The organism is Albimonas marina, from assembly GCF_029223255.1.
Lineage (GTDB): Bacteria > Pseudomonadota > Alphaproteobacteria > Rhodobacterales > Rhodobacteraceae > Albimonas.
Map to the genome: position 1 here is coordinate 164,217 of NZ_JARHUC010000004.1, position 21,619 is coordinate 185,835.

The 21,619-nt window shown below is 74.6% G+C and carries 21 protein-coding genes; 9 read left to right on the forward strand and 12 right to left on the reverse strand.

Annotation, left to right across the window (positions count from 1 at the left end; genetic code table 11):
* Positions 1-168 precede the first annotated feature (168 nt).
* The 3 genes from P2H44_RS12305 to P2H44_RS12315 all read right to left on the reverse strand — a co-directional run bounded on the left by P2H44_RS12305 (position 169) and on the right by P2H44_RS12315 (position 3,202).
* Positions 169-303 (reverse strand): aa3-type cytochrome c oxidase subunit IV, encoded by a 135-nt coding sequence (locus P2H44_RS12305; protein WP_275763851.1) that lies wholly within the window; start codon positions 301-303, stop codon positions 169-171.
* A gap of 131 nt (positions 304-434) precedes the next feature.
* Positions 435-1,481: an MBL fold metallo-hydrolase gene (locus tag P2H44_RS12310; protein ID WP_275763852.1), complete on the reverse strand. Its 1,047-nt coding sequence runs from the start codon at positions 1,479-1,481 to the stop codon at positions 435-437.
* The gene (locus P2H44_RS12315; protein WP_275763853.1) at positions 1,478-3,202 is read right to left on the reverse strand and encodes an acyl-CoA dehydrogenase; all 1,725 of its coding nucleotides are present in this window, start codon (positions 3,200-3,202) and stop codon (positions 1,478-1,480) included. The genes P2H44_RS12310 and P2H44_RS12315 overlap by 4 nt, the downstream gene beginning before the upstream one ends.
* A 442-nt stretch (positions 3,203-3,644) precedes the next feature.
* On the opposite strand from P2H44_RS12315, the gene P2H44_RS12320 reads away from it, so the two are divergent.
* From P2H44_RS12320 to P2H44_RS12330, 3 genes are all read left to right on the forward strand, one after another.
* Positions 3,645-4,544 (forward strand): hypothetical protein, encoded by a 900-nt coding sequence (locus P2H44_RS12320; protein WP_275763854.1) that lies wholly within the window; start codon positions 3,645-3,647, stop codon positions 4,542-4,544.
* 126 nt (positions 4,545-4,670) lie between these two features.
* Positions 4,671-5,735 carry an L-threonylcarbamoyladenylate synthase gene (locus P2H44_RS12325; protein ID WP_275763855.1) on the forward strand — a complete coding sequence of 355 codons (1,065 nt, stop codon included), beginning with the start codon at positions 4,671-4,673 and terminating at the stop codon, positions 5,733-5,735.
* Between the two features lie 31 nt (positions 5,736-5,766).
* Entirely contained in the window at positions 5,767-7,191 is a 1,425-nt protein-coding gene (locus P2H44_RS12330; RefSeq protein WP_275763856.1) for an FAD-binding oxidoreductase, read from the forward strand.
* Positions 7,192-7,200: 9 nt separating this feature from the next.
* Here P2H44_RS12330 and P2H44_RS12335 read toward each other — a convergent pair whose 3' ends face one another.
* Positions 7,201-7,683, reverse strand: coding sequence for a MarR family winged helix-turn-helix transcriptional regulator (locus P2H44_RS12335; RefSeq protein ID WP_275763857.1), 483 nt, complete (start codon positions 7,681-7,683; stop codon positions 7,201-7,203).
* Positions 7,684-7,763: 80 nt separating this feature from the next.
* On the opposite strand from P2H44_RS12335, the gene P2H44_RS12340 reads away from it, so the two are divergent.
* On the forward strand, positions 7,764-8,483 hold the full coding sequence (locus P2H44_RS12340) for a DUF1428 domain-containing protein (protein WP_275763858.1): 720 nt from the start codon (positions 7,764-7,766) through the stop codon (positions 8,481-8,483).
* A 478-nt stretch (positions 8,484-8,961) separates the two neighbouring features.
* On the opposite strand, the gene P2H44_RS12345 is transcribed toward P2H44_RS12340, so the two are convergent.
* Positions 8,962-9,525, reverse strand: a complete 564-nt coding sequence (locus tag P2H44_RS12345; RefSeq protein ID WP_462976287.1) for an adenine phosphoribosyltransferase — start codon at positions 9,523-9,525, stop codon at positions 8,962-8,964.
* Positions 9,522-10,166 carry a flavin reductase family protein gene (locus tag P2H44_RS12350; RefSeq protein WP_275763859.1) on the reverse strand — a complete coding sequence of 215 codons (645 nt, stop codon included), beginning with the start codon at positions 10,164-10,166 and terminating at the stop codon, positions 9,522-9,524. Before P2H44_RS12350 ends, P2H44_RS12345 begins: the two co-directional genes overlap by 4 nt.
* 159 nt (positions 10,167-10,325) lie before the next feature.
* Between P2H44_RS12350 and P2H44_RS12355 the strand changes: the two genes are divergently transcribed.
* Both P2H44_RS12355 and P2H44_RS12360 read left to right on the forward strand, forming a co-directional pair.
* Positions 10,326-10,844, forward strand: coding sequence for a GNAT family N-acetyltransferase (locus P2H44_RS12355; protein WP_275763860.1), 519 nt, complete (start codon positions 10,326-10,328; stop codon positions 10,842-10,844).
* A gap of 114 nt (positions 10,845-10,958) precedes the next feature.
* Positions 10,959-11,651 carry a molecular chaperone DjiA gene (locus tag P2H44_RS12360; protein WP_275763861.1) on the forward strand — a complete coding sequence of 231 codons (693 nt, stop codon included), beginning with the start codon at positions 10,959-10,961 and terminating at the stop codon, positions 11,649-11,651.
* 91 nt (positions 11,652-11,742) lie between these two features.
* Here the strand turns inward: P2H44_RS12360 and P2H44_RS12365 are convergent, their stop codons facing one another.
* The 3 genes from P2H44_RS12365 to P2H44_RS12375 form a co-directional block, all read right to left on the reverse strand.
* A complete protein-coding gene (locus tag P2H44_RS12365; RefSeq protein WP_275763862.1) occupies positions 11,743-13,575 on the reverse strand; it encodes an adenine deaminase in 1,833 nt (610 codons plus the stop codon).
* Positions 13,576-13,970: 395 nt separating this feature from the next.
* Positions 13,971-14,300, reverse strand: a complete 330-nt coding sequence (locus P2H44_RS12370; RefSeq protein WP_275763863.1) for an AzlD domain-containing protein — start codon at positions 14,298-14,300, stop codon at positions 13,971-13,973.
* Positions 14,297-15,154 carry an AzlC family ABC transporter permease gene (locus P2H44_RS12375; protein WP_275763864.1) on the reverse strand — a complete coding sequence of 286 codons (858 nt, stop codon included), beginning with the start codon at positions 15,152-15,154 and terminating at the stop codon, positions 14,297-14,299. The genes P2H44_RS12370 and P2H44_RS12375 overlap by 4 nt, the downstream gene beginning before the upstream one ends.
* A gap of 177 nt (positions 15,155-15,331) precedes the next feature.
* Here P2H44_RS12375 and mobA point away from each other — a divergent pair, with 177 nt between their 5' ends.
* Both mobA and P2H44_RS12385 read left to right on the forward strand, forming a co-directional pair.
* Positions 15,332-16,018, forward strand: coding sequence for a molybdenum cofactor guanylyltransferase MobA (gene mobA, locus P2H44_RS12380; RefSeq protein WP_275763865.1), 687 nt, complete (start codon positions 15,332-15,334; stop codon positions 16,016-16,018).
* Between the two features lie 205 nt (positions 16,019-16,223).
* A complete protein-coding gene (locus P2H44_RS12385) occupies positions 16,224-17,402 on the forward strand; it encodes an MFS transporter (protein ID WP_275763866.1) in 1,179 nt (392 codons plus the stop codon).
* 97 nt (positions 17,403-17,499) lie between these two features.
* Here the strand turns inward: P2H44_RS12385 and P2H44_RS12390 are convergent, their stop codons facing one another.
* The 3 genes from P2H44_RS12390 to P2H44_RS12400 form a co-directional block, all read right to left on the reverse strand.
* Positions 17,500-18,195, reverse strand: coding sequence for a 3-oxoacid CoA-transferase subunit B (locus P2H44_RS12390; protein WP_275763867.1), 696 nt, complete (start codon positions 18,193-18,195; stop codon positions 17,500-17,502).
* Positions 18,192-18,899 carry a 3-oxoacid CoA-transferase subunit A gene (locus P2H44_RS12395; RefSeq protein ID WP_462976292.1) on the reverse strand — a complete coding sequence of 236 codons (708 nt, stop codon included), beginning with the start codon at positions 18,897-18,899 and terminating at the stop codon, positions 18,192-18,194. The genes P2H44_RS12390 and P2H44_RS12395 overlap by 4 nt, the downstream gene beginning before the upstream one ends.
* Before the next feature lie 98 nt (positions 18,900-18,997).
* Positions 18,998-19,972, reverse strand: a complete 975-nt coding sequence (locus tag P2H44_RS12400; protein WP_275763868.1) for a calcium/sodium antiporter — start codon at positions 19,970-19,972, stop codon at positions 18,998-19,000.
* A gap of 287 nt (positions 19,973-20,259) precedes the next feature.
* Between P2H44_RS12400 and P2H44_RS12405 the strand changes: the two genes are divergently transcribed.
* A complete protein-coding gene (locus tag P2H44_RS12405) occupies positions 20,260-21,486 on the forward strand; it encodes an argininosuccinate synthase (RefSeq protein WP_275763869.1) in 1,227 nt (408 codons plus the stop codon).
* Positions 21,487-21,619 lie beyond the last annotated feature (133 nt).

The following is a 21,619-nucleotide window of genomic DNA, read 5'->3' on the forward strand; positions in this document are numbered from 1 at the left end:
CGCCCCGGGCCGGGGCGCGGACGCCGCACCGGCGGGGGGCGCAGGGTTGCGGAGCGGGCGGCGCAAATGCGAAGGACCGGCGCGAGGGCGCGCCTCGCGTCGGTCCTTGCGGAAGCCGGGAAGGGGCCGCCGCGCCGTCCGGGGGGACGGGCCGGGCGGCCGATGGCGTCAGCTGTTGACCAGCGCCATGAAGATCAGGATCAGGACGACCACCACGCCGACGATGTTGATCGTCTTCAGGAACAGGGCGAAGGTCTTCTCCTGCTCGGTGATGTCCATCTTGCCGGGCTCGTGGTCGGCCATGTCGGTCGCTCCCCTTGGTCGGCGCCGCCTGCGGCGCGCGTCGTTCGTCCCCTGCCTCCTAGCCGCGCGGGCGCGCGGGGATCAAGGCGGAAATGGTCGCAATCCGCGCGCCGGCGGGCGGCGCGCAGGGCTCAGCGGGCCAGGCGCCACAGCCAGGCGCCGTCGTCGCGCGTCTCGCGCATCGCCTCGCCCGAGCGGCGCATGTGGTTGAGGTGCCCCAGCGCCTCGTTCAGGGCCAGCCGGTAGACCGCCGGCGGGATCTCCCGCCCGAACAGGGGCACGAAGCACTCGGCCGCGGTGCGCGGCTCGGCGAGGTGCGTGCGCAGGCGCTTGATGGCGCCATGGTGGTTCGAGATCAGCTGCCGGAACCGCGTGGGCAGGCCGGTGTAGACCCCCTTGTGGCCGGGCAGGGCCAGGTGATCCTCCCGCGCGTGGGCCAGCAGCTTCTCGCAGCTTTCCAGCCATTCGCCGACCGGGTCGGCCTCCGGCTCGGTCGGATAGACCCCGAGGTTCGAGCTGATGCCGGGGATCGCCTGGTCGCCGACCACCACCAGGTTGTCGTCCATCGACCACAGCGTCGCGTGCTCGGGCGCGTGGCCGTCGCCCATGCGCACGATCCAGCGCCGGCCGCCCATGGCGATCTCCTCGCCCTCGACGATGCGGCGGTAGCCCAGCGGCAGGCGATAGGTGGCGGCCGAGGTGTTGAAGGGACCGTCCTTCACGAACCCCTCCACCAGCTCGGCCGGCACGCCGCCGCGGGTCCAGTGGGCCAGCATCTCGGGCGGGTGCTTCTCCTGGTGGTCGAGCTGGTGCATCCGCGCGGTCAGCCAGGCGGTGCGCGTGGTCCAGAATTCGGCCCCGTGCTCCTTGATGAACTTGCCCGCCAGCCCGACGTGGTCGGAGTGGTGATGCGTGCCGATCACGCGGGAGACGCGCTTGCCCTTCAGGGGCCCCTCGTCCAGCTTCGCCCAGGCCTCGAGGCACAGCTTGTGGCGCAGGCCGGTGTCGACCACGGTCCACGAGTCGCCCTCGTCGAAGAGGTAGACGTTGACGTGGTTCAGGCGGCTGGGGAGCCCGATGCGGGTCCACAGCACGCCTTCCGCGATCTCGACCGTTTCGCCGCGCTCGGGCTCGGGGAACGGGTGGCGGACGCCTGTGCGCGTCTCCTCCGCGCTCACGAGGCGAGCTCTTCCGCGCTCAGGGCGTAGAGGGGGGCGGCGCCGTCCATCGCCGCCTCGCACAGAGAATCGAGGGCCGGAAGCTCCCGCCCGAAGAAGTAGCGGGCGATGGCGGTGCGGCGGGCGGCGTCGTCGCCCGTGGCGGCGGCGGCGCCCTTCAGCAGGTAGGCCCCGCCCAGCGCCAGCGCCCAGGCGCGCAGGTAGTCGACCGAGCCGGCGTTGCGGTCGGAGGCGTCGGCCGCGAGCATCCACTGGGTCGCGGCCTCCAACGCGTCGGCGCCCGTCGCCAGCTGGCCGCCCATTTCGGCCAGGTCGCCCGCCGCGGCGCGGGCCACGGCGCGGATCTCCTTCAGCAGTCCGTCCGCGGCGACGCCGCCGTCGGCGAGCTTGCGGCCCACCAGGTCGGCCGCCTGCACGCCGTTGGTGCCCTCGTAGATCGCGGTGACGCGGACGTCGCGGTAGAACTGGGCGGCGCCCGTCTCCTCGATGAAGCCCATGCCGCCGTGGACCTGGATGCCGAGCTCGGCGACCTCCATGCCCGCGTCGGTGCCGAAGGCCTTGGCGATCGGGGTCAGGAAGGCGCCGCGGGCGAACCAGGCCTTGGCGTCGGCCTTCGGCGCGGCCTTGGCCATGTCGAGCGAGACGGCGGTGTCGAGGCAGATGGCGCGCGCCACCTCGGTCAGCGCCTTCATGCGCATCAGCATCCGGCGCACGTCGGCATGGCCGATGATGGTCTTCGAGCCGTCGGCGGTGCGGCCCTGCACGCGCTCGTTGGCGAACTCCAGGGCCTTCTGGTAGGCGGCCTCGGCGATGCCCAGGCCCTCGACGCCCACGCCGAGGCGGGCGTTGTTCATCATGGTGAACATGCAGGCGATGCCGCCGCCCTCGGGGCCCACGACCCAGCCCTTCGCGCCCTCGTAGCCCATCACCGCGGTCGGGGAGCCGTGGATGCCCATCTTGTGCTCGAGGCTGACGACCCGCAGCGCGTTCGCCTCGCCGGGGTTCCCGTCGGCGTCCGGGATGAACTTGGGCACCAGGAACAGCGACAGGCCGCGGGTGCCGGCGGGGGCGTCGGGCAGGCGGGCGAGCACCAGGTGGCAGACGTTCTCGGCCACGTCATGGTCGCCCCAGGAGATGTAGATCTTCTGGCCGGTGATCGAATAGCTGCCGTCGTCGTTGCGCTCGGCCTTGGTGGTCAGGGCGCCCACGTCCGAGCCGGCCTGCGGCTCGGTCAGGTTCATGGTCCCGGTCCACTCGCCCGAGGTCAGCTTGGGCAGGTAGAGGGCCTGCATCTCGGGCGAGGCATGGGCCTCCAGCGCCTCGATCTGGCCCTGGGAGAGCAGGGGGCAGAGGCTGAGGGCGAGGTTGGCCGAGGCGAACATCTCGCCCATCGCGGTCGCCAGCGTCAGGGGCAGGCCCATGCCCCCGTGCTCGGGGTCGGCGGCGATGCCGACCCAGCCGCCCTCGGCCAGCTGGCGGTAGGCGTCGGCGAAGCCGGGCGAGGTGCGCACGACCCCGTTCTCGAGCTTCGCGGGATGCAGGTCGCCGTTGCGGTTCAGCGGCGCCAGCACGCCGGAGGCGAGCTTGCCGGCCTCGTCGAGGATGGCGGCGCGGGTGTCGGCGGTCGCCTCGGCGAAGCGCTCGGTGGCGGCGAGCTTGTCGGCTTCGACGACGTGGTCGAGGCAGAAGGCCAGGTCGCGGATCGGGGCCTGGTAGGGCATGGGCGGCTCTCCCTTCGAGCCGGACGTCGCGCGTCGGAGGGGGGCCTCCGCGGCGCCGTCGCGGGCGCTGTTTTCGGTCGCGCCGGGGGCCCGCCGCGCCGCCGGGGCCGAGGCCGGGCGGACGCGCCGCGCGCCCTCGTGCGCGGTCGCGCGGACGCTACGCCGCAGGGCGGGGCCTGTCCAGCGCAGGGGCGGGGGCGGACGGGGCGCGGATCGTCGCGAGTCCGGGCCGCCGGGCGCCCGTCGGGGTTGCGTCGCGGTTCGCCGGGCGCGCCGGGCGCCGCGCGTCTGGCGTCGCGGCCCCCGCCCGGATTAGGCTCGCCCCGACCCACGCCCCCACACCCCCTCGCCGGCGGCCGCGCCCCGCGGCCCGGAGCCAGACGCGGAGCGCCCGTTCGATGATCGCCGCCAGCCCCCTCGCCCCCCGTCCCGGCCGCGCCCGATGCTGAAGGGACGCCCCTCCCGCCCCGGCGCCCCTCGGCCCGGCAAGGCGAAACCCGCGCTGCCGGACTGGATCGCGCCCTCCCCCCGCCTCTCGCCCGCGGACCGGGAGCGCTACGCCGGCCTGATCGCGGGCCTCCAGGCGCTGATCGCCCGCCCGCGGGAGAAGGTGGTGACCGCCCTGCTGCAGGAGGCCTCGGCCCGCGTCCTGCTGGACCTCGCCGCCGAGGCGGTGCGCACCGGCGCGCCCTGGAAGCGTTTCTCGACCGCGGTGATGGAGGGGACGCCGGCCGCCGCCCTGGGGGAGGAGGACCTCGCCGCGCTGCTCGCCCGCCTCGCGGGGACGGCGCCGGCGCTGCCGGGGCCGCTGGCGGCGCTGGAGGCGCGGGTCGAGGCGCGGCGCGACGACTGGGCCTGCGGGGCGGGCTGCTGGATGTGCTGCGCGATCAACGCCCGCGTCACCGCCCTGCCGGGGGAGGTCCGCGCCGCCTGGGAGATCCTGCGCCACCTGCCCGAGGAGACGCCGCCCCACCCTCGCGCCTGCCCCGCGCTGGGCGCGGACGGGCTGTGCCGCGTCTACGCGGCGCGCCCGGCGGTGTGCGGGCGGCTGGGCTCGACCGACGTGGCGGCCTGCGAGGCGGCGCTGGCCCGCTACGACGAGACGGGCGAGGTGGGGGCCTTCATGCAGTCCGCCGCCTCGGCGCTCGATCCCTGGGCCTTCGCCTCGCTGCTCGCGGACCTGGCGGACGAGCCGAAGCGCCACGTGGACCTGGTCACCTGCCTGCGCCGCCTGCGCGCGGGGGCGCCGATGGCCGCGGCGCTGACCGCGGGGCGGGCGGCGCACCTCGCGGCCAACCCCGGCGAGCGCAATCGTCTCGATCCCCCGCCGCGCAAATCCTGAAAGGGGGGCCTCGTCGGGGCCGGGCGCGACCTCGCCCGCACTTGCCCCCCGCCCCCGGCCTGCGGCAATGATCGCGGCCTCCGCCCCGCGCCGCCTCTGGCGCCCGACGGGCGGCGAGAGGGCCCGATGAGCGCAGGACGTCCCGCAGACGACTGGCCCGAAAGGGCGACCGAGCGCCTGGCCGGCGACCCGGCGGGCGTCGCGCGCGCGGCCGCGATCCTGCGCGAAGGCGGCCTCGTCGCCTTCCCGACCGAGACGGTCTATGGCCTCGGCGGGCGCGCCGACCGGGCGGAAAGCGCCGCGGGCATCTACGCGGCCAAGGGCCGGCCCAGCTTCAACCCGCTGATCGCCCACGTCCCCGACCTCGCCGCCGCCGAGCGGCTGGCGGTGTTCCCCGAGGCCGCCCGCGCCCTCGCGCAGGCCTTCTGGCCCGGCCCCCTGACCCTGGTGCTGCCGCGCCGCCCGGACGCGGAGCTCGCGCCCGCGGTGACGGCGGGCCTGCCCACGGTCGCGATCCGCGTGCCGGCCCATCCGCTGGCCCGCGCCCTGCTCGCGGCGACGGGCGCGCCGGTGGCGGCGCCCTCGGCCAACCGCTCGGGCAAGGTCTCGCCCACCACCGCCGACCACGTGGCCGAGGGGCTGGGCGGGCGGATCGACGCCATCCTCGACGGCGGCCCCTGCCCGGTGGGGGTCGAGAGCACCATCCTGGGCTTCGAGGGCGAGACGCCCGTGCTGCTGCGCCCCGGCGGCCTCGCGCTGGAAACCATCGCGGCGACCTGCGGCGCCTGGCCGGCGGGCGAGGGGGCCTCGTCCCACGGCCAGGCGCCGGCCGGCGCGAAGCCGGCGCTGTTCGCGCCGGGGATGCTCGCCTCGCACTACGCGCCCGGCGCGGCCCTGCGGCTGAACGCGGAAGCGCCGCGGGCGGGCGAGGGCTGGCTGGGCTTCGGGCCGGGGCCCGAGGCCGCCGGGCCTGCGCTGAACCTCTCCCCCGCCGGCGATCCGGCGGAGGCGGCGGCGAACCTCTTCGCCCATCTGCGCACGCTCGACGCGGCGATGGGCGGCGCGGGGACCATCGCGGTGGCGCCGGTGCCCGAGGCGGGGCTGGGCCTCGCCGTCAACGACCGGCTGCGCCGGGCCGCCGCGCCGCGCGCCGATCCCCTGGCCGACCCGTTCGCCGACCCCGCGCCCTGACCCCCTCCCGCTCCAGCCGCCCGAGCCGTTCATGACCGATCTCCGCGCCCCGACCCCCGCCTTCCTTGACGGCCTCCGCGACCTGCTGGGCCCGGCGGGCCTGCGGGAGGGCGGGGAGGCGGCCCCCTACCTGCGCGACCAGCGCGACCTCGCCCCCGGCCGCGCCGCCGCCGTGCTGCGCCCCGGCACGGTCGAGGAGGCCGCCGAGATCGTGCGCCGCTGCGCCGAGGCCCGCGTCGCCATCGTCCCCCATGCCGGCGGCACCGGCCTGGTCGGCGGCGGCCAGCGGCCGGAGGGGATCGAGGGCGTGGTGGTCTCGGTCGACCGCCTGAACCGGGTGCGCGAGGTGAACCCCGACGACGACGTGATGATCGTCGAGGCGGGCGTGATCCTGGCCGACGCGCAGGCCGCGGCGGAGGCGGCGGGGCGGCTGTTCCCGCTCTCCATCGCCTCCGAGGGTTCGGCCCGCATCGGGGGAGTGCTGGGGACCAACGCGGGCGGGCTGAACGTGCTGCGCTACGGCATGGCCCGCGACCTGTGCCTGGGGGTGGAGGCGGTGCTGCCCGACGGCTCGGTCCTGCGCTCGCTCAAGCGGCTGCGCAAGGACAACACCGGCTACGACCTTCGGGGGCTGCTGATCGGCTCCGAGGGCACGCTGGGCCTGGTCACCGCCGCCTGCCTGCGCCTGTTCCCGCGCCCGGCCGAGATGCAGGCGGCCTTCGTCGCCGTCCCCTCCCCCGACGCCGCGCTGGCGCTGCTCCACCGGATCCGCGGCGCGGTGGGCGAGCAGTTGACGGCGTTCGAGCTGCTCTCGGGCGTCGGCATCGGCTTCGCGCTGGAGCATGTGCCCGGAACCCGCTGCCCCGTCGATCCGGTCCCCGAGTGGTCGGTGCTGATGGAGGTCGGGGGCGGCGAGGGCTCGGGCGTCGCCGACACGCTGGAGGGGGCGCTGGCGCAGGCCTTCGAGGACGGGCTCGCCACCGACGGCGCGCTGTCGCAGTCCGACCAGCAGCGGGCGGAGTTCTGGCGCCTGCGCGAGTCGATCCCCGAGGGGAACCGCAAGGTGGGCTCGGTCGCCTCGCACGACATCTCCCTGCCGCTCAGCCGCGTGGCGCGGTTCTGCGAGGAGGCGCCGGCGAAGCTGCGCGAGGTCGCGCCCGACCTGCGCATCAACCCGTTCGGCCACCTGGGCGACGGCAACCTGCACTACAACCTGTTCCCCGCCGTCGGGCGGACGCGGGACGAATATGCCCAAGCGAAGGGCGCGCTGACCCGGATCGTGCATGACCTCGCGGACGCCCACGGCGGCTCGATCAGCGCCGAGCACGGGATCGGCCGCTTCAAGACCGACGATCTCGTGCGCTACGGCGATCCGGCGAAGCTGGCGGCGATGCGCGCGATCAAGGCGGCGCTCGACCCCCACGGGATCATGAACCCGGGCGCCGTTCTGGGCTGAGGGGCCGGCTCAGGCCAGCGTCCACAGGCCCGCGCGCAGGTCCGCTGGGGCGGAGCCGGCCTCGGCCAGCTCCGCGTCCACGGCGGCGTGGGTCTCGATCCAGATCGGCACGGCGGCCTCCAGCAGGTCGCGCCCCGCGTCGGTCAGGATCAGCAGGCGGTTGCGGCGGTCCTCGGGGTCGGGCTCGACCTGCACCAGGCCGCGGCGCACCAGCGGCTTCAGCGCCGCGGTCAGGGTGGTGCGGTCCATCGCCAGGAACGCCGCGATCCGTCCCATGGGCGGGGGCGCGGGCTGGTTCAGCGACATCAGCAGCGAATACTGGCCGTTGGTCAGGCCGAGCGGGCGGAACGCCTCGTCGAAGCGGCGCGCGAGCGCCCGGGCGGCGCGCTGCGCGGCCAGGCACAGGCAGCGGTCGCGCACCTCGGCCGTCACCGCGTAGGGCGGGCGGGGCGGCGGCGGAGGGCTCGGGTTTGCGGTCTGTTCGATGGACATGGAGTGATTATGTTGATATCAACTGATTCAGTCAACCCGGCGCGCGGCCGCCGCGCTCCGGGGCCGAAGGGAGAGAATTCATGAGCTATTGTTCGGGTTTCGTCTGCGCCGTCCCCACCGGGAATCGCTCGGCCTACGCCGATCACGCCGCCGAGGCCGCGGCCCTGTTCCGGGAGATGGGCGCGGTGCGCATCGTCGAGGCCTGGGGCGATGACGTGCAGGACGGCGAGGTCACCGACCTGCGCCGCGCCGTGGCCGCCGAGCCCTCGGAGACGGTGGTCTTCTCCTGGATCGAATGGCCCTCGAAAGAGGCCTGCGAGGCGGGCCACAAGGCGATGATGGAGGATCCGCGGATGGAGGCGATGGCCGCGGAGATGCCCTTCGACGGCGGCCGCCTGATCTACGGCGGGTTCGAGCGCGTGTCCGAGACCGGCGCCGCGGGCGGCGCGGCCTACGTGGACGGCGCCCTCATGCCTGCCCCTTCCGACGCGCGCGCCTCGACCGTCGAGCGTTCCGCCAAGGTCGCCGAGGCGCTGATGGAGGCCGGCGCCCTGCGCGTGGTCGACGGCTGGGGCGATGACGTGCCCGAGGGCAAGCGCACCGACATGCGCCGCGCCGTGGCCGCGCAGGAGGGCGAGACGGTGATGTTCTCGTGGATCGAGTGGCCCTCGCGCGCGGTGCGGGACGCGGGCTGGGAGAAGGCGATGGCCGACCCCCGCCTGACCTCGGCCATGGGCGGCGGCGGGCTCGACCTGCGACGGATGATCAGCGGCGGGTTCGAGATCCTGCTCGACGCCTGACGCCGGCGGAGAGAGGCGAGGATCCGGAGCGGGGCGAAGGACCGGCCGTCCCCACCTCGCCGATTGCCGACGCCACGCCGGCGACGGTCAGCGGAACCTGCCGGCGCTCGCCAGTGCAGGCTAGCGGCCAAAGCCGACCTGCGGCGCCCCTATCGCCGGGCGCCGCGGCCTCGGCGCCGAAGGCGGCCTCGGGAGCCCTGTCTGCGGCCATGCGCTTTCCCGCCCGGCCGCCTGTCGTCGTGATGGACGCCGGCCCCGCCGGCAAACGAAACGCCACTCACCCCATACGCTCCCACGCCGCCGATACGCACGGGGCCGCGTCCATCGGAACACGCCTCCGGGACGGAGCGACGCCGCTTCGCGCACGGCGTCGCGCATCCCGGCGCAGGGCCTTTGTGGACCGAACGGGGTTCAGCAAAGGTTACCGGCGCCGGGGGCGGGACGGGAAACAGGGTTTGCGGAAGCTTGCCGGGCGGGTTCAGTCGCCCTCGTAGGCGCACAACGCATGGACGCGCACGCCCATCCGCTCCAGCCGCGCGCGGCCGCCGAGGTCGGGCAGGTCGACCACGAAGGCGGCCCCGACCACCTCGCCGCCCAGCCGCTCGATCAGCTTCACCGCGGCCTCGGCGGTGCCGCCGGTGGCCAGCAGGTCGTCGACGATCAGCACCTGCTCGCCGGCCTCGATGGCGTCGTCGTGCACCTCCAGCACCGCCTCGCCGTATTCCAGCGCGTAGGACTGGGCGAGGCGCGGCCCGGGCAGCTTGCCCTGCTTGCGCATCGCCAGGAACCCAGCCGAGAGCTGGTGGGCGCAGGCGCCGCCGATGATGAAGCCGCGCGCCTCCAGCCCCGCGACATGCTGGATGCGCTCGCCCGCGAAGGGTTGCACCAGCCGGTCCACCGCGGCGCGCAGGCCGCGGGGGTGGCCGAACAGCGGCATCACGTCCCGGAACTGGATGCCCGGCTTGGGGAAGTCGGGGATCGTGCGGATGAAGTCGCGCACGTCGTCCCCCCAGCCGAAGGGCTTCGCGGCCGCCGCGCTCACGGCTTCATGTTCCCCGCGTCGCCGCCGCCGGGGCGGGTCATCGAGAACAGCTCCCGCACCACGGCGTAGTCCTTGTAGCCGCAGCGGGCGACGGGCTGCACCTTGGTCAGGTCGAAGATCCCCTCGGTCAGGAATTCGTCGCGGATGTGGACGGCGACGACCTCGCCGATCACCATCACGTTCTCCAGGGAGCGGTCGCCGTGGGGCAGCACCACCTCCTGCACCAGCCGGCACTCCATCGAGGCGGGCGCCTCGGCGATGCGCGGGGCGGCGACCTCGAGGCTGGGGGCGGCGGTCAGGCCCGCCATCGCCAGCTCGTCCTCGTCCGGCGCGTAGGCGCCCGAGGTCAGGTTCATCGCGTCCCGCAGCTCCCAGCCCACCACGTTGGCCACGAACTCCCCGGTTTCGCGCACGTTGACGAGGGTGTCCTTGGTCTCGTCCCGGCGGCCGACCTTGCGGTCGTTGATCGAGAACATGACCATCGGCGGGTCGTCCGCCACGCCGTTGAAGAACGAGTAGGGGGCGAGGTTCACCCGGCCCGCCTTGTCGACGGACGAGATCCAGCCGATCGGCCGCGGCGCCACGATCGCCTTGAACGGGTTGTGGGGCAGGGGATGTCCGTCACGGATGCGGTACTGCACGCGGATCTCCTTCGCGGCTCGGTCCCCGGAGCGGGGGGGATGCGTCGGGGCCCGTTCTAGACGAGAACGCGCGGGACATGCTACGGGGCCCATCGCATTCTCCCCGCTCCGGGCGCGCCGCCCGGTCGCCGCCCCTCCCCAGCCGATGGATCTTCGCCCATGTTCCGACTGATGCGCGAGCGTCCGCAGGACGAGGCGGAGGTCGAATGGCTCTACGACACCTGCTTCGCGCCCGGGCGGACCGCGCTCAGCTCCTACCGCCTGCGCGAGGGGGTGGCGCCGATCCCCGAGCTGTGCGTGCTGGCCCGCGACGAATACGACGCGGTCGCCGGCGCCATCCGCTACTGGCCCGTGCAGATCGGGCCGGCGCGCATCCCCTGCCTGCTGCTGGGCCCCGTCGCCGTCCACCCCACCCGCCAGGGCGAGGGGCTGGCGGCCCTGTTGATCGGGCGGACGCTGGAGACGGCGGGGGAGCTCGGCTGGACCCGCGTGGCGCTGGTGGGGGACGAGCCCTACTACCGCCGCTTCGGCTTCAACCGCGAGATGGGCGCGGGCCTCGTGTTCCCGCCCCCCACCAACCCCGCCCGCGTGCTGGGCCGCGAGCTGCAGGTCCCCGGCGCCTGGGTGGGCGTGGCCGGCGAGGTGCAGCGCTGGGAAGGCGAGGTCCGCCCGGGCTGAGCCCGAAGGCCGCGCTCCGCGCCCCCGATCCGCCCGCGTCCGCGGGCGGGACCTGCCGCCGCAACCGCCCTCGGACGGGTCGCGGAACGCGCCCGTCGCCGCTAGGATGCCGTCATGTCGATCTGGACGAGGATAGCCGAGGCGCTGCGCGCCCTGCGCGAGGGGGAGACCCTCGCCGACGTGTTCGCGCGGCTGAAGACGCCGCCCGAGCAGACGGCCGGCTTCGCCATCGCCGTGATCGCGCTGGGCGCCAAGATGGCCAAGGCCGACGGCCAGGTCACCCGCGACGAGGTCGCCGCCTTCCGGGAGGTGTTCCACATCCCCCCCAGCGCCGAGCGGCAGGCCGCCCGGATCTTCAACATGGCCCGCACCGACGTGGCCGGGTTCGAGGGCTACGCCGCCTCGGTCGCGCGGATGTTCGGGGACCGCAAGGCCCCGCTCGAGGACCTGCTGGAGGGGCTGTTCCACGTCGCCGCCGCCGACGGCGAGTTCCACCCCGACGAGGAGGCGTTCCTGCGCCGGGTGTGGGAGATCTTCGCCCTGCCCGAGCGGGTGTTCCGCGCGCTGCACGCCCGCTACGCCCCCGGCGCGCCGCCCGATCCCTACGAGGTCCTGGGCGTGGCGCCCGAGGATTCCAACGACAAGATCCGCCGCGCCTGGCGCCGGCTGGTGCGCGAGACCCACCCCGACCGGATGATCGCCCGCGGCGTGCCCGAGGAGGCCGTCCGCCTCGCCACCCAGCGCCTCGCCGCGGTGAACGACGCCTACGACGAGATCATGCGGATGCGCCAGGGCGCCCACGCCTGAGGCGCGGCCGGACGGATGTCGGTGCGCCGCCCGTGCGCCGGCCCCTGCGCCATCCTCGCCGCCCCGGAGCCGAGGCGCATTGAAATGCGCCCTACGGGATCAGGACGTCGGTCAGCTCGAAGGTCTCCACGTCGACAAGCCCCTTGTCGGAGATCCGCAGGCTTGGGATCACCGCGAGCGCCAGCAGGGAGTGCTGCATGAAGGCGTTGTTGAGCTCGCAGCCGCAGTCGCGCAGGGCCTGGGCCAGCGCCTCGGCCTGGGCGGCGACCTGCTCGGCGGGGGCGTCGGACATCAGGCCGGCGACGGGCAGGGGCACGCAGGCGAGCTCCGCGCCCTCCTTCCACACGCAGGCGCCGCCGCCGATCTCCATCAGCCGGTTCACCGCCCGCGCCATGTCCGTCGCCGAGCGGCCGACCACGATCACCTGGTGGCAGTCGTGCGCCACCGTCGAGGCGACCGCGCAGGGGACGTCGTAGCCGAAGCCGCAGACCAGGGCGTTGGCGATCTCGCCGGTGCCGTGGTGACGTTCGACCACCGCGATGCGGCACAGGTCCCCCGGCGCGGCCTCGGGGGCGAGGGCGCCGTCGACCACCGGAACCTCCGCCTCCAGCGCGCGGGTGGGGGCCTGGTTCTCGACCACGCCGATGACCCGCGCGCGGGCGTAGTTGGCGCCGGCGGGGGCCTCGATGCGGAAATCCTCCGGCGCGGCGGCGCGGGCGAGGCGCACGGTGTCCTTCGCCTTCGCGGGCCACGCGAAGCCGGGGCGGGGGGCGAGCATCTCTCCGCCCTCGGCCACCACCTCGCCGCGGCAGATCACCGTCCGGGCGCGGAACTCGACCAGGCTGTCGGTCAGCACCACGTCGGCGCGGCGGCCGGGGGCGATGGAGCCGATCTCCCGCTCCAGCCCGAAGTGGCTGGCGGCGTTGACGGTGCACATCTGCAGCGCCGTCATCGGGCGCAGCCCCTGCGCGATGGCGTGGCGCAGGACGCGGTCCATGTGCCCCTCGCGCACCAGGGTGGGGGCGTAGCAGTCGTCGGTGCACAGGATCAGCTTGCGGGTGTCGAGCCCGGCCTCGGTCACCGCGCGCACCTGGGCCGCCACGTCGTACCAGGCGGAGCCGAGGCGCAACATCGCCGCCATCCCCTGCCGGACGCGGGCCACGGCGTCCTCGGGCCGGGTGCCCTCGTGGTCGTCGGCGGGGCCGCCGGCCGCGTAGGCGTGGAAGGCGCGGTCGAGCGCGGGGGACGCGTAGTGCCCGCCCACGGTCTTGCCCGCGGCCATGGCGGCGGCGATCTCGCCCATCATCTTGGGATCGCCCGCGGCGACGCCCGGGAAGTTCATCACCTCGCCCAGGCCCGCGATGCCGGGCCAGGTCATCATCTGCGCGATCTCCTCGGGCCCCAGCTCGGCGCCCGGCGTCTCCAGCCCGGGGGCGGAGGGCACGCAGGACGGCGCCTGCATCCAGACGTTGATCGGCTGGACCATCGCCTCGTCATGCATCAGACGCACGCCCTCGAGGCCCATGACGTTGGCGATCTCGTGCGGGTCGGCGAAGAGGGTGGTGGAGCCGTGGGGGGCGACGGCGCGCACGAACTCGGTCGGCGTCAGCATGCCGGATTCGACATGCATGTGCGCGTCGACCAGGCCAGGGCTCATGATCCGGCCGCGCGCCTCGATCACGCAGGTGTCCTCGCCGATGCAGGGGCTCGCGTCCGGGCCGCAATAGGCGAAGCGGCCGCCGAGGACGGCGAGGTCGATGCCGGGGATCAGCTCCCGCGAATGCACGTTCGCCCAGACGCCGCCGCGGATCACCAGGTCGGCGGGGGCGCGGCCGGCGGCGACCTCGACCAGCGCGGGCGCGAGCTCGGCCCAGGGACGGAGACCATGGGCGAGGCGCGGGTCGGCGGCGGGAAGGCTCGGCATCCGGGGGAAGGCTCCGTCAAGGGGCGGGACAGGGGAGGAACCGTGGCGCCCTGCGGCGAAGGGGGCAAGAGCGGGGACGGGGGAGGCCTCCGAGGCGGGGCTCGTCGGCTGGCCGCTGCGCGGGGGCGCTTGCGCGCCCGGAAGGCCGCTTCGGGAGCTCACCAAAGAACAGGGGCCGCGCCTGTCCTTCGGAGCCGTCCGTCGCTGAAGATGCCTGAGCGAGTCGGCGGGAGGGGTCAAGGACAAGCCCCGCGCAGAGCGCGGGGTCGCTTCGCGATCCCTGACCCCTCCAGCCGACTCGCTCTTAACGGCATCAGCGACGGACGGCTCCGAAGAACAGGCGCTCCGCGCGGGCCTTGGGCGTCGCGCCGGGGCGCCTGGAACGGGGCGTGGAGCTAGAACAGGGCCTGGAGGAGGAGGAGCAGGCCGACGCCGGCGACGATCGACAGCATCAGGCGGCCGGTGGCCATGCCCACCGCCACCACCGTCAGGGCGGCGAGGATCCGGAACGGGTCCGTCTCGCCCTCCAGCGCGCGGGGCCAGGCGACCATCGGGGCCACCATCGCGGGGATCACCGTCACCGGCACGTAGCGCAGCAGGCGCATCGCCCACTCGGGGAACTCCCGCCCCCCGGCGAGGCCGATGAAGGACCAGCGGATCAGATAGGTGCACACGCCCAGCGCCGCGATCGCGGCCCAGAGCGTGGCGTCGGAGGCGGTGATCATCGCGAACCCTCCGCGGCCGGGACGGCGCCGGCGGGCTCCGCCGGACGGGCGCCCCCGCGCGCGGCGGCGCGGCGGGCGAGGCGCAGCTCCACCGCCGCGCCCACGCCCATGCCGATGGCGGCGGCGACGATCAGGCCCAGGTTCCACGGCATCCAGGCCAGCGCCAGCGAGGCGCCCACCGCCGTCGCCATGGCGCAGATGTTGGCCGTGCCGCGGATCATCGGCGCCACGATCGCGAGGAACATCGCCGGCGGGATGAAGTCGACCGGCAGGCCCTCGGGGATCGCCCCGCCCACCGCCAGGCCCAGCGCCGAGCTGCCCACCCAGGCGCTGCTCATCGGCAGGGCCGCGCCGAAGTAGAAGGCGAGCTTGCGGGGCAGCGGCTCGTGCGGGATCACCGACCAGCGGCGCATCGACAGGCCGTAGACCTGGTCGACCACGAAGAAGCTCGCGATCGCGCGCACCCAGCCCTTCGCCGGGCCCAGGTGCGGCGCGAGGGAGGCCGAGTACATCGCCATGCGCAGGTTCACCGCCAGCGCCGCCAGCACCGCGACCACCGTCGGGGCCTGGTCGGACATCAGCTCGATGAACGCGAACTGGGAGGCGCCGGCGATGACCGAGACGGTCAGCACCATCGCCTTCACCGGGTCGAGGCCGGCGGCCGCGGCCACGGTGCCGAACAGCATGCCGAAGGGCACCGCGGTGACGATGAAGGGCAGGGAGGCGACCGCCCCCTCGACCGCCACGCGCCAGGTGGGGCCGGCGAAGGCCGGGTCTTCGACGGCGGAGGCCGCCGGGCCTGCGGCCGCGCGCGGCGGGTCGGACGGGTTGCGGCGCGGCGCCGGGTCGCTCATCCTGCGCATGGTCTCCCGGCCCCGAAGCGGGCCGTCTTCGTTGCGGGGGGCTTCGTCAGCGTTCCTTACCGTGGGGGCCGGGCCCGTGCAATTCACGGATCGTGAGCCGCGACATCGCCATCCCTCATCGTCCCGACCGCCATTTCGACCGGGCCGGCGCGACTGCGCGGGCCGCCCATGAGGCGCCCGCCCGCGGCGATCCTCGCCGGCGGCGAGGCCCGGCGCATGGGCGGCGGGGACAAGGGGCTGGCGACGCTGGGCGGCCGGCCGCTGCTGGCGCATGCGCTGGCGCGGCTGGCCCCGCAGGCGGGGGCGCTGGCGCTGAGCGCCAACGGCGACCCCGCCCGCTTCGCGGAATGGGGCCTGCCGGTCCTGCCCGACGCCTTCGTCGATCCCGGCGGGCGGCGGCCGGGGCCGCTGGCGGGGATCCTCGCCGCGCTCGACTGGGCGGCGGAGCTGGGGGAGGCGCAGGTCGCGACCGTCCCCTGGGACACGCCCTTCCTGCCTATGGACCTGATCGCGCGGCTGGCCGAGGCCGCCCGGGCCGAGGGCGCGCCCGGGGCGCTCGCGGCCGCCCCCGATCCGGGGCGGCCCGGCGGCTGGGCCCCGCAGCCCGCCGTCGGCCTCTGGCCCACGGCCCTGCGCGAGGACCTGCGCGCGGCGCTGGGCGGGGGGCTGCGCAAGGTCGGCGCCTGGGCGGATCGCCACGGGCTGGCGCAGGCGCGCATCAAGGCGCGCGGCGGGCCCGATCCCTTCTTCAACATCAACACGCCGGCTGATATGGCCGAGGCCGAGCGGCTGTGGCGGACGCATTTCCCCGCCCCCGCCGCGCCCCCCTCGACGCCACGAAAGGACGAGGCGTGATCCAGCGGAAGACCTCGACGCCCTGCCTCCGGCGCGCCGCCGGCGGCGCGCAAGGCCGTGCGGCACGCGCCACGGGCGGCGCGGGCGCCCACGGGCGTCGGGCGGCGCGCGCGCGCGGGGCGGTCGCTTTCGCGGCCTCCGCCCGGCGCGCGACGCCTCTTCCGTCGGCCGGTCCCGAGCCCCGCGCCGCGGCGGAGCGGGCGCGATGAGCCCGGTGTTCCTCTCCGGCCCGTTCCTGCGCACCGGCGGCTACTACGTCGCCTTCTTCGGCGCGATGGGCGTCTACCTGCCGTTCTGGCCGCTGTGGCTGAAGGACTGGGGGCTGACCGAGGCCGAGATCGGCGCCTACACCTCGGCCGGCATCGTGATGCGGCTGCTGGCGGGGCTGGCGCTGCCGGTGCTCGCCGACCGGATGGAGGCGCGGCGGCTGACGCTGGCGCTGGTCGGCGCGGCGGGGGCCGTGCTGTTCCTGATGCACCTCGTGGCCGGCGCGCCCTGGGTGCTGCTGGCGCTGACCATGCTGACCGCGGGCGTGTTCTCGGCGATGATGCCCATCGGCGACGCGCTGGGGGCGGCGGCGGCGCGCAGCTTCCGCTTCGAATACGCCCATGCCCGCGCGGTGGGCTCGGCCAGCTTCCTGGTGATGAACATCGTCATGGGCGGCGCGCTGGCGCTGATGGGGGCCGACGCGGCGCTGTGGGCGATCGTGGCCTACCTGGGGGCGGCGGCCTGGCTGGGCGGCACGCACCCCGGGGGCGGCAAGGTGCAGGGCGCGACCCCGCCCTCGTTGCGCGAGATGCGCCGGCTGGTCGCCTCGCCCCTCTTCGTGATCTTCGCCCTGGCGTCGGGCTTCGCGCAGGCGAGCCACGGGGTGCAGTACGTCTACGCCTCGGTCCACTGGCGGACGCTGGGGGTGGCCGAGGAGACCATCGGCCTGCTGTGGGCCTTCGGGGTGCTGGTCGAGGTGGGGCTGATGATCTTCTTCGGCCCCGCCCTGATCCGCCGGCTGGGCGCGCCGGGCGCCATCGCGCTGGCGGGCGGCGTGGGGGTGCTGCGCTGGGCGGCGATGACCTTCGACCCGACGGGGCCGCTGCTGTGGGTCCTGCAGGGCTCCCACGCGCTGACCTTCGCGGCGGCGCACCTGGGTTCGATCGCCTTCATCCAGGCCGCCGCGCCCGAGCGGCTGGCCGGCGCGGCGCAGGCGGTGATGCAGGTGCTGGGCTCCGGCGTGCTGATGGCCGGCGCCTCGGCGGTCGCGGCGCTGGTCTACCCGCAGTTCGGCGGCGGCGCCTGGTGGATCGCCGCGGCGATGTCGGGCGCGGCGCTGCTGCTGTCGCTGGAGCTGCGCCGCCGCTGGGACGGGAGCATGCAGCGGCCCGCGTAGGGCGCATTTCAATGCGCTGCGCCGGGCAGGGGACGCAGGCGCATCGACATGCGCCCTGCGGCGCCCCGGGGCGGGCCCGGAGCGCCGGTTCCGCGCGTCAGGCGGCGGGCGGGGCGATGACCTCGATCTCGCCGGAGATGTCGAGGGGCGCGCCGGTCTTCTCGGCCACCTCCTCGGGGCTCACGCCCGGGGCCACGGCCTTCAGGACGAAGCGGCGGTCGACCACGTGCACCACCCCGAGGTTGGTGTAGATGCGCGTCACCACCTGGATGCCGGTCAGCGGGTAGGAGCAGGCGTCGACCAGCTTCGGTTCGCCGGTCTTGGTGGTGTGCTCGGTGATGCACCACACCTCCTTGGCGCCCGAGACCAGGTCCATCGCCCCGCCCACGGCCGGGATGCCGTCGTTGCCGGCGCGCCAATTCGCGAGGTCGCCGTTGGGGGCGATCTGGAAGGCGCCCAGCAGGGCCAGGTCGATATGCCCGCCGCGGATCATCGCGAAGCTGTCGGCGTGGTGGAAGATCGAGGCGCCGGGATTGAGCGTCACCGGCTTCTTGCCGGCGTTGATCAGGTCCCAGTCGACGTCCTCGGGCGCAGGCCCCTCGCCGAAGCCCAGGATGCCGTTCTCGGAGTGATAGGTCACCCGGCGCCCGTCGGGCACGTATTGCGCGGCGAGCTCCGGCATCCCGATCCCGAGGTTCACGAAGGACCCGTCGGGGATGTCCTGCGCGGCGCGCCAGGCCATCTGCTTGCGGCTCAGGCCGGCGGGCTTCGCCTTGGTTGCGGCGTCGGTCATGGGTAGCGCGCTCCCTGTTCGAACAGCACCTGCTCCTGCACGGCGTCGGGGACGTGGACGAGGCGGTTCACGAAGATGCCGGGGGTGACCACCTGCTCGGGGTCCATCTCCCCGGGCTCGAGGATCTCGGCGGCCTGCACAACGGCGCAGCGGGCGGCCATGCACATGATCGGGCCGAAGTTGCGCATGGCGAGGTGGAACTGGAGGTTGCCGCAGCGGTCCGCGCGCGACGCCTTCACCAGCGCCACGTCGCCGACGATGGCGCGCTCCTGCACGTACTCGCGCCCGTCGAAGGTCGCGACCGGCTTGCCCTCGGCCAGCGGCGTGCCGACGGAGGTGCGGGTGTAGAAGGCGGGGATGCCCGCGCCGCCGGCGCGGATCCGCTCGGCCAGCGTGCCCTGGGGCACGGTCTCGAGCTCGATCTTGCCCGACAGGTAGGCGTCGTTGAAATGGTGGGAGGAGGCCGCGCGGGGGAACGAGCAGATCACCTTGCGCACCCGACCCTCGCGGATCAGGGCGGCGAGGCCGACCTCGCCGTTGCCGGCGTTGTTGTTCACCACGGTCAGCTCGCGCGCGCCCTGGTCGATCAGGGTGTGGATCAGCTCGACCGGGTTGCCGGAGCCGCCGAAGCCGCCGATCAGCACGGTGGCCCCGTCCTGCACGTCGGCCAGCGCCTCCTGCGCGGTCATCACGGGACGGGTCACGCCCATCGCCTGGGTCACGTCTCGCTCCTTCGTTCTTGTGCGTCCGGGGGGATTTCTGGACCCTTTCGCCGCGAAACGCCAGCGGCAGGCGGCGGCGGTCAGGGCCACAGCGCCCAGACGTAGCCGGCGTAGCCCGCGACCAGGACCGCCCCTTCGCGCCGCCCGATCCGCAGGCCGGTGGCGGCGAAGACCACCAGCAGCAGCGACACCGCCACCATCGCCGGGGCGTCGAAGCGCACGATCTCCGCCGGCACGTGGGAGGGGGCGATCAGCGCGGTGACGCCGCCGATCCCGAGGATGTTGTAGATGTTGGAGCCCACCACGTTGCCGAAGGCGACGTCCCCCTGCCGCTTCAGCGCCGCGATCACCGAGGTCACCAGCTCGGGCGCCGAGGTGCCGACCGCGACGATGGTCAGACCGATCACCGTCTCGGAGACGCCGAAGCCGCGGGCGAGCGCCACCGCGCCGTTCACCAGCAACGCGCCGCCCGCCACCACCAGCGCCAGGCCGGCCAGCGCGATGACCAGCGGCAGGACCAGCCGCCTTGCGGACGGGTCGGGCGCGAGACCGGGGTCGGCCCCCACGAGGGCCGCGCTCTTGTCGTGGATCGCCCCGCCGTCGGCCGAGGCGCGCTCCTGCCGGATCACGAACCAGATGTAGGCGACGAGCAGGACCACCAGTCCCGCGCCCACCGCCCGCCCCATCGGCAGGGTCGCGGCCAGGACCGCGAAGCCGGCGGCGACGGCAAGCATCGCCACGGCGTCCCGGCGCAACGCCGAACGGGCGACGATCACCGGGCAGATCAGCGCCGAGATCCCGGCGATCAGCAGGATGTTGGCGATGTTGGAGCCCACGACGTTGCCGTAGGCGATCCCCGGAGAGCCGTTCAGGCCGGCCTGCACGGAGGTCACCAGCTCGGGCATCGAGGTGCCGAAGCCGACCAGCGTCAGGCCGATCACCAGCGGCGGGATCCCGATCCGTTCGGCGGCCTGCACGGCGCCGCGGACCAGGAGTTCGCCCCCGGCCATGAGAAGGACGAGCCCGCCCAGAAGCGGGGCCCAGGTGTCCAGCATGATTGAGATTTCCCTTCTACGCGGGTCCATGCGCAGTGGGGCGTAGGTGGGGATCGTCGCGCGGCCTGCAAGGGGGGGCGCCCCCGTCGGCGCGAGGCCATCCTTCGCCCCGGGCGGGCGCCGCGCCGGTCGGGGCGGCGGATCCTCCGCCCGGTCGCGGGCCGCCGAAAACCCGCCGCCGGGGCGCCCGCTCTTGCGCCCGCGACGCGGCGGAGGTAACGCGGGCGCGCCCGCGGTCAGGCATACGGCCTGGCCGCGGCGCCAAGGCCGCAACCCGGAGACCCGCAATGTCCGCGCCCAAGAAAGTCGTCCTCGCCTATTCGGGCGGACTCGACACCTCGATCATCCTCAAGTGGCTGCAGGTGGAGTACGGCTGCGAGGTCGTCACCTTCACCGCCGACCTCGGCCAGGGCGAGGAGCTGGAGCCGGCGCGCAAGAAGGCCGAGCTGCTGGGCATCAAGCCCGAGAACATCTTCATCGAGGACGTTCGGGAAGAGTTCGTGCGGGACTTCGTGTTCCCGATGTTCCGGGCCAACGCGGTCTACGAGGGGCTGTACCTGCTGGGCACCTCGATCGCGCGTCCCCTGATCTCCAAGCGCCTGGTCGAGATCGCGGCCGAGACCGGCGCCGACGCGATCGCCCACGGCGCCACCGGCAAGGGCAACGACCAGGTGCGGTTCGAGCTCTCGGCCTACGCGCTGAACCCCGACATCAAGGTGATCGCGCCCTGGCGGCTGTGGGACCTGACCTCGCGCACCGCGCTGATCGCCTGGGCCGAGAAGCACCAGGTGCCGGTGCCCACCGACAAGCGCAACGAGGCGCCGTTCTCGGTCGACGCGAACCTGCTGCACACCTCGTCCGAGGGCAAGGTGCTGGAGGATCCGGCGGTCGACGCGCCCGACTACGTCTACCAGCGCACGGTCAACCCCGAGGACGCCCCGAACGAGCCCGAGTTCATCGAGGTCGGCTTCGAGAAGGGCGACGCCGTGTCGATCAACGGCGAGGCGATGAGCCCGGCCACGATCCTGACCGCGCTGAACGAGTACGGCCGCAAGCACGGCATCGGCCGGCTCGACCTGGTCGAGGGCCGCTTCGTGGGCATGAAGTCCCGCGGCATCTACGAGACGCCGGGCGGCACGATCCTGCTGCAGGCGCATCGCGGCATCGAGCAGATCACCCTCGACCGCGGGGCGGCGCACCTGAAGGACGAGCTGATGCCCCGCTATGCGGAGCTGATCTACAACGGCTTCTGGTTCTCGCCCGAGCGGCAGATGCTGCAGGCCGCCATCGACCTGAGCCAGGAGCATGTCGAGGGCACGGTGCGCCTGAAGCTCTACAAGGGCTCGGCCTCGGTGGTCGGGCGCTGGTCGGACCGCTCGCTCTACTCGGAGGCGCACGTGACCTTCGAGGAGGACGCCGGCGCCTACGACCAGAAGGACGCCGCCGGCTTCATCAAGCTCAACGCCCTGCGCCTGCGGCTGCTGGCGACGCGCGACCGCAAGCTGAAGGGCTGAGCGGCCGGCCGCGGAGGCGCCGCGTCGGGCCGCGCGCCCGTGGGTCCTGAGGGGCTCGCGGCGCGGGGCGGGCGAGGGCGCGCGTGGCCCGGGAGCGGGATGGCGAACGCCGGTCCAGCAGGGCCGGCGTTCG